The organism is Gemmatimonadota bacterium (assembly GCA_009838845.1).
GTDB lineage: Bacteria > Latescibacterota > UBA2968 > UBA2968 > UBA2968 > VXRD01.
In genome coordinates this window covers 1-12525 of the sequence record VXRD01000075.1, presented here as the reverse complement: position 1 = coordinate 12525, position 12525 = coordinate 1, and the positions used below count along the sequence as shown (strand labels likewise).

Annotated in this window: 9 protein-coding genes; 1 reads left to right on the top strand and 8 read right to left on the bottom strand. The window is 52.8% G+C overall.

Annotated features, from left to right (window positions below; genetic code table 11):
- Positions 1 to 36: 36 nt before the first annotated feature.
- Positions 37 to 2841, bottom strand: a complete 2805-nt coding sequence (locus F4Y39_09865; protein MYC14018.1) for a hypothetical protein — start codon at positions 2839 to 2841, stop codon at positions 37 to 39.
- A gap of 177 nt (positions 2842 to 3018) precedes the next feature.
- Here F4Y39_09865 and F4Y39_09860 point away from each other — a divergent pair, with 177 nt between their 5' ends.
- Positions 3019 to 3846, top strand: a complete 828-nt coding sequence (locus F4Y39_09860) for a 3-oxoacyl-ACP reductase FabG (protein MYC14017.1) — start codon at positions 3019 to 3021, stop codon at positions 3844 to 3846.
- On the opposite strand, the gene F4Y39_09855 is transcribed toward F4Y39_09860, so the two are convergent.
- From F4Y39_09855 to F4Y39_09825, 7 genes are all read right to left on the bottom strand, one after another.
- A complete protein-coding gene (locus F4Y39_09855; GenBank protein ID MYC14016.1) occupies positions 3843 to 4679 on the bottom strand; it encodes a hypothetical protein in 837 nt (278 codons plus the stop codon). The genes F4Y39_09860 and F4Y39_09855 overlap by 4 nt on opposite strands.
- A 26-nt stretch (positions 4680 to 4705) precedes the next feature.
- Positions 4706 to 5518, bottom strand: a complete 813-nt coding sequence (locus tag F4Y39_09850) for an SDR family oxidoreductase (GenBank protein MYC14015.1) — start codon at positions 5516 to 5518, stop codon at positions 4706 to 4708.
- A gap of 10 nt (positions 5519 to 5528) precedes the next feature.
- Positions 5529 to 6974 (bottom strand): sulfatase-like hydrolase/transferase, encoded by a 1446-nt coding sequence (locus tag F4Y39_09845; GenBank protein ID MYC14014.1) that lies wholly within the window; start codon positions 6972 to 6974, stop codon positions 5529 to 5531.
- A gap of 201 nt (positions 6975 to 7175) precedes the next feature.
- Positions 7176 to 8213 (bottom strand): Gfo/Idh/MocA family oxidoreductase, encoded by a 1038-nt coding sequence (locus F4Y39_09840; protein MYC14013.1) that lies wholly within the window; start codon positions 8211 to 8213, stop codon positions 7176 to 7178.
- Positions 8214 to 8218: 5 nt separating this feature from the next.
- On the bottom strand, positions 8219 to 8623 hold the full coding sequence (locus F4Y39_09835; GenBank protein ID MYC14012.1) for a hypothetical protein: 405 nt from the start codon (positions 8621 to 8623) through the stop codon (positions 8219 to 8221).
- Between the two features lie 167 nt (positions 8624 to 8790).
- Positions 8791 to 11229, bottom strand: a complete 2439-nt coding sequence (locus F4Y39_09830) for a hypothetical protein (protein MYC14011.1) — start codon at positions 11227 to 11229, stop codon at positions 8791 to 8793.
- Positions 11230 to 11550: 321 nt separating this feature from the next.
- On the bottom strand, positions 11551 to 12072 hold the full coding sequence (locus F4Y39_09825) for a BlaI/MecI/CopY family transcriptional regulator (GenBank protein ID MYC14010.1): 522 nt from the start codon (positions 12070 to 12072) through the stop codon (positions 11551 to 11553).
- Positions 12073 to 12525 lie beyond the last annotated feature (453 nt).

Genomic DNA, 12525 nt, shown 5'->3' with positions numbered 1-12525 from the left:
GATTCGTAGATTCGCTGATTCGTAGATTCGCGGTTTTCATAATATCGGATGCATCGCGTGCCAATCCGTAGCCTGTTCATAAGCGCGTGCAACAGCGAGAATCGTCGCCTCATCGTACAAATTGCCCAAAAAAGTCAACCCTCTCGGCGTACCCTCTGCAAACCCACAGGGCAAAATAACCGCAGGATGGCCCGTCAAATTAGTCACAGCCAAACTCGTCCTACCACCGCGCGGCACCAACACCGCATCCCAGTCTTGCATCACCTGCGCCACATCGCGCATCAACAGAGCACGCAAACGCTGCGCCCGCAAATACTCCACAGCCGTCACCGTGCGCGCCGCTCGAAAATTATCGGGCCACGAACTCTTATCCGCCTCCGTCATCACATCCAGTTCTCCGCGCAGAGTTGCATCGTCAAACATCGCGGAAGACTCAACCCGAAGCACCATCATAATCGCATCCGTTGGATAATCCGGCAGCGAAACGGGTTGTAAATCAGTGCCCAAACCGCGCATCACGTCCAGCGCAGCGGCATAAACGCCAGTGGGATCTTCGCCATCTGCCTCCTTCCGAAACTCAGACGCCAGATATCCAATCCGCAACCCGGATAAATCCACATCGGGACACCAGTTAAACGGCGCATCCACCACCGAGCGATCCCTTCCATCCGGTCCACAAATCGCGTGAAACACAGCAGCACAATCCTCCACACTGCGACACATAGGACCCAATTTATCCATAGTCCAGCTCAGCGCCATAGCCCCATAACGACTCACCCGCCCATAAGTCGGGCGCAACCCAACCACACCGCATGTGTGACTGGGCGAAACAATAGAACCGTGCGTTTCAGACCCGATACTGAACCCAACCAATCCCGCCGCAGTTGCAGCGCCAGACCCGGCCGACGACCCGCTCGATCCCGTATCGGTATCCCAAGGATTGCGCGTCATACCCTCAAACCACGTCGGTCCCGACGCCAGCGCGCCCAGTGACAATTTGGCAACCAGCACAGCACCCGCCTGTCTCAATCTTTTCACCACACTCGCATCCTCATCAGGCACTTGATCCTTAAACGGCGTAGCCCCCCACGTCGTGCGAATCCCCTTTGTACTCAACAGATCTTTCGCGCCCCAGGGAATACCGTGCAACGGACCTCTATAATCGCCCCTTGCGATCTCCGCCTCAGCGGCCTTTGCCTGTTCCATCGCCAGATCTTCTGTCAGCGTAACCACACACTTCAACTTCTCCCCATAACGCGCAAGGCGATCCAGGTACAACCGCGTCAACTCAACCGGTGAAACCTCCCTCTGCTCAATCAAACGCGCAAGAGAACTCACCGGCAAAAAAGCCAGCTCATCATCGGCATCCGGCCGCGCAATACCGGCCTCACTCAGCGCAAACGGCTGCTGTTCACCCTCGGGCACATCCCCCGGCACAAACACCAGAGGTGGCTCCACATCATACCCCACCGACACATTGCGCAAAGCGACATATTGCCGCCCCTGCCTTTCAATTTGCCCCCGCACCTTTTGCCATTGCGCCCTGGAAAATGGCAACCCGACAACATCTGCCAACCCCGACACCGCGCGATCCACCAGTGCATTCTCGCGCTCGGCAACCTCGTCCAAAAACACATGCCGAATTTCCGTATCGATATCCGGACTGCAACCCTCACCTATTTCACCGTGCGTGTACAAAAGCTGGGGAACCCCGACCTTGTTCTCGGAAGTAGCGCAACGCTCCAAACTCGGCAACCAATCCGACACCGTCTCATCCTCCGGCGAAACCCGGTACGCCCGCCAGGTCTCCCCCACATCCCGCGATACAAACAACACAATCGCATTTGTCGGATCGGCCCAATGCCCGCCGCGCTTACACACCACACCCGCCGCGTACAGCACCCCATCCTTTGACACACTCAACACACACCGATCTGACATCGCACACTGCCCAAAAACTTTCTCAGCCAAAGGCAAAAAAGACTTGCGCTCCCACCTCCCCCTTTGCCAGCGATACAAAAACGTCTCGTCAAACTCGCCCTCTCGCCGGTTCAACGTAAAAAGCACCACATCGCCCGCACAGGTCACCACATTGCCAATGCGAATATCAAACCCATCGCTGTATTCAATCACACACGGAGAATCCGGCGTCACGGGCAAGTCGAGCCTCTCCCCCGCCACAGTCTCCCAGGTCTCACCCCAATCGCGCGACCGCATAATGCCAAAACCGCGGCCCTTTGTATCTCCCGGATTATCCTCATTGCTCCGCGCCAGATGAAAAGACAAATACAGCACATCGCCCTCAATGTGGATACAATTCTCAAGATGCACATAAGCCGGTGGTCCCTGAGGATCGACCAGCTTCACCGGCACTGTCCAATCCCCATTCACGGACCGCTGCTGATAAAACAAGCCCCAGGGCCGCTCGCGCTCATACGCCCCCCGATAACACGCGTGCAACACATCGCGCGCATCACACACCAGACTGGGATACGTCGCATTCGCACCGCCAAAAGGAGGAAGCATTCTCCACGAGGACGCATCATTGGGACGCACACTCACCGCGTGTTGCATCGGATTGTGATGCGGACCAAACGCGAGATAGAGAAACCCCTTCGAATCCATTGTCATCGCCGCACCCGCATGATTATCAACCCCATCCGCCACAAAAACTGGCTCGCTCCACGCCTTAGCCTCGTGACAATATGTTGCCGCATACGTCTTGTGAATCTGATCCAGCCACACCACATGCGTCTTGTCCTCATGCGTAATAATTTTATTACTCATCCCATACGCCGTACCGCGCGTCGAGCCAGTCTTTGACAAAACAGTGTATTCCATAACACAACCTCTCGGTATTGTTGCGTTCCTCTCCGCGACCTGCTATAATAATGCGAATATGTAGCCATCAGCCATCAGCTTTCAGTCTCCCACCCAACCACCCAAAGGCAATACCTTGCTTGTTTTGCTGACTGCTGATAGCTGACTGCTGACCGCTTTATATACGAAAGGAAGAATATGTCCAATCTCAAAAACAAAGTCGCCCTGATAACCGGTGCTGGAGGTGAACACGGTATCGGACGTGCAATAGCGCTGCGTTTTGCGCGAGAAGGTGCCGATATTGTTATCTGTGATATAGATGCAAATGCCCGCGGCGACTGGGCTGGATTGCCCGCGGTTATCGAAGAAATCGAAGCAATGGGACGACGGGTTCTCGCAACAGAAGTCGATGTAACCAGCGCAGAGCAAGTCGAACAAATGGTACAGGCTGCACTCGCGCGCTTTGGCAAAATCGACATCCTCGTCAACAACGCGGGTGCCCCCGCCGGACCGGACCGCGTACCCGTTGCCGAATTAGAAGAAGACGTATTCGACCACGTTCACCGCGTAAATGTCAAAGGCACCTTCTTGTGTTCCCGCGCCATTGTCCGCCACCTCATCAAACGGAACAACGGGGGCAAAATTATCAACATCTCATCGACCTCGGGACTGCGCGGAATCGCCAGATTCGCGGCCTATTGCTCCTCAAAATTTGCCGTCATCGGATTCACGCAAAGCCTCGCCCATGAAATGGGACCTTACGGCATTCAGGTCAACGCAATTTGCCCCGGCCTCATTGAAACCGAACGCCTGCACGGCATAGCCAGCGGATTAAAACCCAGAGAAACGTCGATCGAAGACTTTAGAGCGCAAATGGTCGAACGCACCTCTCAGAACAATCCACTCGGACGCATTGGGCAGCCAGAAGATGTTGCAAACGTCGCGGCATTTCTGGCCTCTCCCGATGGCGATTACATGACCGGACAGGCAATCAGCGTATCGGGCGGAGCGGCCATGGTGCATTAGTACAGAATGCGCTGATCGCTCAAATCCTTGCCACCAACCGTGCGCGTAAGCGACCCGCCCAAATACTCCACAACCTCCAAATCAGCCAGCGCATTGACAATATTATACATCGTAGGCAAATCTTCCCAACGCGCGCGGTTCCACGCAATACACCCATCGCCAACCAGGTGCTCTTCAACCTTTCGATGCCCCCCCTTCGCCGGCGTAATAACCGGATAGGCAATATCCTCCTTACCCCATACGCCTGTCCGCGGCATATATTTGTAGTGAAGCGTCCCATCGACTCTCGCGCCACCGCCCTTCGCAGGTGTCGGATTTTCAGACGGTGGCCTCAGATTCGTCACCGAAATATCCAGAAAATTGAACCCCAACCAACCCGCAACAGCTTGCGCTTCACCGTTCGTAATACGCGGCTCGGGCATCTCGCAATAGATCTTTGAAAACCCGAGTTCCTCGCGCCCGGTAATAATCGGATCACAGAGATTCTCCCAGAGCACGGAAAGAAAAGGCCCGCGAACATGGTCTTTCGCTCCCTTAAACACCGCCGGAAAAGAAACACCCAAAATATTGTAACCGCGCCCTGCCAGCCACTCAATTTCCTTCATATAATTGGCGTACACCGACACAACAGGCTCCCCGCCGAGTTCAAAACACTCGGGCAAAAGCGCTTTAAGCTGCTCCGCATTTGAAAGAAACGACACCGAAATCGAAGTATTCTTCGGATTATCCACACATTCAAATTTGCGACCATCTGGCCCCTGGCGAGGACCCATAAGCGGGCCGAAATGCGTGGGCATGCGATACATCTTGCCGGGTTGAAATTTATAAGCCATAAAAAACTCCTTTTTTGTGTTTTTACCTACTCCTCATTCAAATTATCATACATAGACAGCGGCGACCCCGCGAAAAGCCCGGCATCCACGGGCAAGACCACCCCCGAAATCCAGCGCGACTCATCGCTACCCAAAAACACGGCTGCCCAGGCAATATCCCATGCATTTCCCTCTGTACCCAGCGGCGCAATTTTGCGGCGGCGCTCTCGCGACTCCTGGGGAATATTGCCGACAAAAGTCGTGTGAAGATGCCCGGGCGCAATACTATTCACGCGCACATTTTCGCGCCCGTGGTGAACCGCAGCCAATCGCGTCAGCGTAATAATCCCCCCCTTGGTAATCCCATAGGGAACATTGCGCGAATTGCCAGCGCGCATACCGTCAATAGACGAAATATTAATAACAGAACCGCCGCCGGAAGCCGCCATCTCGGGAATCGCGTACTTACACAAAAAAACCATACTCTTAAGCCCCACATCCATCACGCGATGCCAATTTTCTTCTTCGACTTCTGTCACCCTCCCAGGCCCGTGAATCCCCACATTATTAAACAGAACATCCAACTTCCCATAGTGTTCAATCGCCGCATCTACAATCGCCCGACACTGATCCGTCTTTGAAACATCGGCCAAAACGACCTCTGCCTCTCCACCCTCCGCCCGAATCTCCGCCCGGGTCCTCTCCGCATTTTCCCCGTCAATATCTGCCAGAATCACCTTCGCACCTTCGCGGGCAAAAAGCACCGCAGTCGCACTCCCTATCCCTCTCAATTTCCGATCCTCAACCTCGCGCGTCCCCGCACCCGTAACAATAGCGACCTTATCTTTCAAACGATCCATACAAACTCCCTCATCTTTTCAAATTTACCCAACGCTGGTATTTATCGTGATCAAATCGATCGCGCAGTGGTCCAAGATGCGTCTCAATCAAATCCTGGCGAACCGACTCAAGCCCCGCATCTTCCACCAGATTATTCAACTCCTCCGGATCAGCCTCAACATCATACAGTTCAACTGGCCTCTCCGAAACCGATTCCACCCCGAGTTTATATCGCCCGTCAAAAATCATCGTATGGCCTAAAACCTCGCTAATAACAGCATCCTTCCCCCTCTGCGCACCCTCTGCATCGGCACCTCCTTGAACCTGTGGAACAAAAGACTGCCCATCGGTCTGCAACGGTTCGGCATCCGCAATATCAACAACCGAAGCAACCACATCAATCACATCCGTCAACGCCCCGGTTTGCCAACCCCGCGAACCTCCCGGCGGACGCACAATCAACGGAACGCGAACAGACGCATCGTAAAAAACGATCTTATTATACAACATATGATCGCCCAGCATCTCGCCGTGATCGGAGTTATAAATAACCCATGTATTATCCGCGAGACCGGTCTCCTCAAGCGCGTCGAGCATCTCGCCAATATAGTGATCGATAAGCGTAATCTTGGCAAAATAATTCACCATCATAATCTGCTTTTGCTCAACCGTCATACCCGACAAATTCTTGCTCCTCTGCATACGTCGAACATTCAGCGGAACGGGATCACCCGGCGCATCCATAATACCCGCGGGCATATCCCCGGGATCGTACAAATCCCGGTACTCCTGCGGAGAATCAAACGGATCGTGAGGACCGGGACAAAGAACCTGCAAATAAAAAGGCTTATCGCCCTTGTAATCGCGAATCCAGTTCGCCGCAGTGCGCCCCGTGTAACTATCTAAATGCGCCTCAGTAGGCAGTGGACAGGGAGGTTCCTCCCAGGGCTTGAGCGTCCCGCTTTGCCAGGGAATGCGAAAATCATTGATAAATTTTCGATGCGTCTCCAACAGACCCAACTCATCGAGATAATCGGTATAAGGCGAACTGTGTTTGCCCGAAGCAATCGGACCGTGAAGCTCGTGCGGATCGTCAAACCCCCACGCATTGAGCACATCGACGCGATCTCTGCTATGCGAAGCCGGCACCCCCCCGTGGAGATAGAGATGTGACTTCCCGATCAAAGCCGTATGATAACCCGCATCGCGCACCTGACGCACATGGCTGGGACCTTCACAATCGGCGTCCTGATCATTTGCCCACAGCCCGTGTTCCCGGGGATACAGACCGCTCATCATAGATGCGCGAGACGGCATACACAGCGGACAATTGGTATAGCACTGCGTATAAGTCACACTCTCAGACGCGAGGCGGTCCAGATTCGGCGTCTTAACCGCCGGATGCCCAACGCAGCCCATCGCATCGCCGCGATGCTGATCGGAAAAGATATAGAGAATATTGGGTTGATCAGCCATAAAAACTCCTTAGAGACTGTTTTAAAACTCATTTTGCCCTTCTCGGCGATGCGCTATTGCCCTGTCATTCTGAGCGGAGCACAGCGGAGTCGAAGAATCTCTTACCAACTCAGGTGGAAAAGATGCTTCGGCTACGCTCAGCATGACAAAACGCCGGACATCCGTAGCATCAGGTATTAATTTTAAAACAACTTCTAAAGATCATTTCGGAATCGCGACCCTGCGCCCTCGCGACATCAGCGCCGCCTCATAAACCTTCATAACAGACAGCGCGAACTCCAGGGACCCGACCTCCGCCGTCCTATCCTCCAGAACACAGTCGCAGAAATAGCGCATCTCATCGTAAAAGCCCTGCGTAAAAAGCGCCTTATTCTCAAGGGTCCCCAGCGTGTCTTGAGGCTCCCATGAGATCGCACCAGACTCCAAACCCGTGGGAATATAACTTCTCGTACTTGAATAATTAAAAGGAATACCGCGTTCCAGAGTCACGCGAAGATCTTTGTCAATCGCCACATGCTGATTCCCCCAAAATGCATACCGCTCGCATCCACGACGCGCAGAAACCAGATTAAAAGACCCCACGACACCACTCGCAAATTCGAGAATACACACACCAGTGCCGTGATCGCTTCTGTGCATAGTAACAGCCGAAACATCCCCTCCAACAGCGAGAAGCAGCGAAAGCGGATGACAGCCATTCTTCAGCCAGTTGGGCGCTTCGCGCGTTCTGAGCACCTTCTCCCCATCCTCGGGAATCGTCATCGGATACTCTGCGGAAAGTCCCCTGAGCGGACCGCAATCCTCTGTCCCCATCAACTCAATCACCTTCCGGGTCGCCGGCATAAATGCCTTCTTGAACCCCACAACAACCACGCGATCCCCGCGATGGCGCATCATGGTCTCCACGTCAGAAGCCAGCGTAGCAGGCGGCTTCTCCATCCACACATGCAGCCCAGCATCCAGCGCCTCGCACGCCAGCTCTGGATGTGCTTCTGGAGACACACAGATAAAAACGCAATCCAGATCTTCACCCGCGTACATATCCGCAGTGCTGGCATAGCAAGCATCCACACCGTATTCCTCCGCCGTCGCCTTCGCGAGATCCAGCCTCAAATCGCAAAAAGCCTTAAGCCTCACCGGAAGATAATGCATCGCAGGCAGGATATTCCTGTAGCAATGTGACCCCACACCGACAACGCCGACATTCAGCCGGCTTTCAAACTCTCTCTGATAACTCATAGCTGCTATCTGGCAAAACTGGAGCGCAATTTAATACCCCATCTGCCATCCTCATACGTAAGAACATAAAGTGAATCGTGAGCGGCAATCACCGAACCGTCTTCGCGGTAGCGGGTAAATTGCGTATCAACGTGAATCTTCTCATCCGAACAATGGACAATTTCGCGCCGGGTCCAAACACTGTAGTGCCAGCCGATATTGCCCAACCCCGTCCTCACACGCGCGATAAATGTATCGTCCATATCCGCGTCTTCCCATCGGTGCATAATTCCCGAAGCCAGACGAAAATGTGGAAAATGCATCGTCGCCTTCCACGCCTGCAGATCCAGCGCATTAAAACCGGTCATCCACGCATCCAGCACGGGAATCGCCCGTTCTCTCGCCTGTGCAACCGCTTCTTCTGATGGCATAATCCCTCCCTGGACGAATCAGCGAATCAACGAATCAACGAACCCCGCCCATCCTCCCAAAACCTCTGGATTGCGGCTAAAAGCATGCCGCAATGACAGTTCTCATGTACATCATCTGCTTCACTGATGAACTGCTGACGCAGTTGTACCCCGCTCCGTCTATTCGTCTAATGTGGCAAATAATATTTGTGAAGTTGCTCTTTCGCTATGCCCTTTGCGATCAGCCCGTCAACATAGTCGTCATCATAACCCAACTCCCCGAGAATCTCCCTCGTATGCGCACCCTGTTTGGGACACGCGTAGAGCAATTGAACAGGCGCATTCTTCAAACGCACATAAGCGGGCGGCGCGAGATCGACAGCACTGCCAACCGGGTGATCCGTAAAACGAACAATAGAAATGGAGCGCCCATCATCCCAGGCGTCCAAATTCTCGTCACACACCTCGTGCAAAAACATCTCGCGAATATCCTCAAGCGAATCAATGCGGTGCCCGGCCAGCCCCACCTCGTTAAAAACCTTAACCCAATGGCCTACATCGCGTTTTTTGATCTCACCCTCTAAAAATTCACCAGAATCTTCATCAGGTGTATTCTCCAACCCCGCAACACACCTCAACTTACCCATCTCATGCGCCAACCCACCCAGGAAAACCCATCCATCGCGCGCGCGATACATGCGGTGAAGCGCGTGCTCACCAACAGCATCCTGTCCCGCTGGTTCATCACCCGAGCACCTGGCTTCGCAAGCATACATAAAAGGCGCCTGCACGAGTTGCCCCCCCTGAGCGAGCGAAGTCGTCACAAAATCGCCACCATCGGGCACGCCACTGCGCCTGCGCTTGAGCAACGCCAGCACCGCGCCATAAGTTGCCGAATAACCCGTAATATAATCGATACACGACGCCCAACCGTGCAAGATCGGTTTATTACCCTCGCCAGCATAGCGCATTTGTATCCCCGTCGAACCCTGAAGCAAAGGATCAAAACCCGGTCGGTTCATCCACGGACCCGGACGCGGACCATTAAACGCCGTCAAATTGAGATATACAATATCGGGTTTGCGCCTCTTAACAGCATCGTAGTCAATACCCAAACTTTGCGCAACCCCGGGCCGGAAATTGTGAACAATAACATCGGCTGTCTCAACCAACTTCATAAAAGCTGCCCTGCCAGACTCGTCTTTCAAATTCAAAATCACGCTGCGCTTGCCGGGACTAACTTCCAGGGGAAACCAACTGGAAATGCGCGGACCAAAATAGGGTTCTGGCGGATCGATCTTAATAACCTCTGCGCCGTATTCCGCCAGCGTGCGCGCACTGGCTGGCCCGGCGAGCACATTGGACAAATCCAGAACGCGAACACCTTTTAGGATAGGTTTTCCGAGCGATGCCGCGATATCCCCATTCAGTTTGGGTTTAACATCTCCCACAAACGGCCTCGACGCCTTAGGAATCGCGCATTCATCCGGCGTTTTGGCAAGCCACGTCTGCACCCCGAGTTGCCGCATCGGACCATACTCGGGATCGTCAACCACAACCGTCAAAGCCGCTTCTTCGGTCTCGGACTTATGCAACCACGCCTGTGCCGTACGATGAATCGTACACGGCACGCCAGCAGCCGTCAAAACATCGACCCAGTGTTGTGCTGGTTCACTCGCCAGCACACGCTCAATTTTTTCGCGCGCTTTGAGATTCCATTCACTGGACAAATGGGATGAATCGGGAATATTATTCGTCAGATGGAGATTCTCATACACGGGCACATCGACCATACCCTCCGCGATCAAATCATCGTACACCTCCAGCGCTTTGACCAGTGACCGACTATTTCGGGAATGTCCAGCCGTAATAATATAAAGCCATTGCCCATCGCCTGCCCGAAACGTACCAATAAAAGGCGACCCCGCACTACTGCGTTGTTTCTGACGACCAACATTAGACGGCGTGCCATATCGCGCGGGCTTGTCCGCCACATCCAGCATAATAACCGCCATAGCAGACATCGCCGCACCAACCAGCGAAACCTCAATCACATCGCCGCGCCCGCTCTCTTCGCGTGCATACAGCGCAAGTGTAACAGCGATAGCACCGTGAATCGCCCCATAAGTCGAACCCAATGGCATCGGCGTATAAACAGGCGGCAAATCCGATCTTCTACTTTGAAGATCTGTATATTGACCTATAGCCGCGCTGATAATACCTTCAAATGCGCGAATAGACGCTCTTTCATCCGTCGAAGCAAAACCCGGCAAAGAGAGATAAACCAATCCCGGATTCAGCGCAGTCATCTCTTCTGCCCCCAAACCCAATCGCTGCATAACACCCGGGCGAAAATTTTCAATAACCACATCTGCAGAACGGATTAAATTCACCGCCATTGCCAGATCGTCAGCATTTTTCAGATCGAGCGCGATGCGCTGTTTCCCCCGATTAAAAACACCATTTGCCGGCGTATCGTAATCCGGTTTGCCCGGCCGATCCACCTTAATCACCTCGGCCCCCTGATCTGCGAGCAACATCCCCGTCAAAGGCCCGGCAATATAATGACCGAAATCGACAACGCGGATCCCGGTCAACGGCGCTTGTTTATCGCGTTCTGGATTCATCAACTATCTCCTCACATAAGGTTCTCTGATAACTCATTAACTGGTGTTACGCATAGATGCGCCTGTCATTCCCATTTCAAATGCATGACAAGATATAGAGTTGCTGCGTAAGGTCAAATATATTTAAATACCGACCTGTCTGTCAGATGCACAGGCTGATGGCAAAACCGTATTGATCAATGTGCATACCAGTATGGAGAGTAAACAATCGCGGTTTTAATCCTTGTCAAAAATACCAAAAGTATAAACCAAAAAACCACGCCCAAAGGACGTGGTTTTTTAGTTGGTAGAAGATCGCGTGGACCTGACCTGTTTTGGTCGTTACTTGAGTTTTTTACGCAACCGTATCACATCGTCCAAATCTATCCCTCTATCTTTAACCAGTCGCGCCAGCAGCAGTTCGGCTGAACCACCAAACAGTTTTTGAATGATGTATTTCAGTGCTACAGATTGAACCAACTGTTGTTCGATTATGGGGCGGTACACATTGGCGCGTCCTTGCTTTTCGTGCGCCACATAGCCTTTGTCTTCCATGATTTGCAGAAGTGTCCGAATAGTGGAGCCCTCTAACCGATCAGGCAATTTTGCCTGAATCATCTCGACGGTTGCCTCTTTCTGCTGCCAGAGTACCTGTATGAGTTCCATCTCGCGGGCGGTCAATCCCTCTTGTCGCAGTCTTGCCATTCTTGCTCCTTGTATCACCTTGAATGATATTATGCGAGATAATTGCGTATAAATTTTTAAATGCATAGAAGTTGCTTGAAAAAACCGCTCGCTTTTACCGGAGTTAGGACGCCAGTCAGTACATAATCTGAAAATTGGTATCCATTGTTCATTCGACAATGCGAAAATAGACGTATTTCCTATCCGTCTGATCTGTCCGTTTGTCCTTTGCCAATACCGTCAATTGATAAATCCCCGATGGCACCTGGTTCACATCGATCTGCAAATATGTAAAATCATCTTCTCGATTACCCTCGTAATTCGCTGTCACGGTGCGCGTTAAATCGCCATCTTTTGATCGCTTGATCTTCAAGTCCTCAGCGGCGATGTGATGGACTTGCCCCCCACTCGTATAAACCTTCGTCTCGCCCCATATATCGCTATCGGGAAATGCGCTACTGTCCTCCTCACTATCCTCTGATAGCCCGGTCTGCAACCCTTGAGCAGCTATATAGTCTGTTTGTCCACTCTCCAGATTTATCTCTGTTTTACCCATCGTCTCAATCAGATCTTGAGACGCGAATAATGTGGGCGATAGCGCATCTACCTCTGGCTTGCCGATGGTGTAGGAGA

Coding starts and splice junctions, on each gene's coding strand:
- F4Y39_09860 (MYC14017.1), top strand. CDS start 3,019: ATGTCCAATCTCAAAAACAAAGTCGCCCTGATAACCGGTGCTGGAGGT.
- F4Y39_09840 (MYC14013.1), bottom strand. CDS start 8,213: ATGAGTTATCAGAGAGAGTTTGAAAGCCGGCTGAATGTCGGCGTTGTC.
- F4Y39_09845 (MYC14014.1), bottom strand. CDS start 6,974: ATGGCTGATCAACCCAATATTCTCTATATCTTTTCCGATCAGCATCGC.
- F4Y39_09830 (MYC14011.1), bottom strand. CDS start 11,229: ATGAATCCAGAACGCGATAAACAAGCGCCGTTGACCGGGATCCGCGTT.
- F4Y39_09865 (MYC14018.1), bottom strand. CDS start 2,841: ATGGAATACACTGTTTTGTCAAAGACTGGCTCGACGCGCGGTACGGCG.
- F4Y39_09850 (MYC14015.1), bottom strand. CDS start 5,518: ATGGATCGTTTGAAAGATAAGGTCGCTATTGTTACGGGTGCGGGGACG.
- F4Y39_09855 (MYC14016.1), bottom strand. CDS start 4,679: ATGGCTTATAAATTTCAACCCGGCAAGATGTATCGCATGCCCACGCAT.
- F4Y39_09835 (MYC14012.1), bottom strand. CDS start 8,623: ATGCCATCAGAAGAAGCGGTTGCACAGGCGAGAGAACGGGCGATTCCC.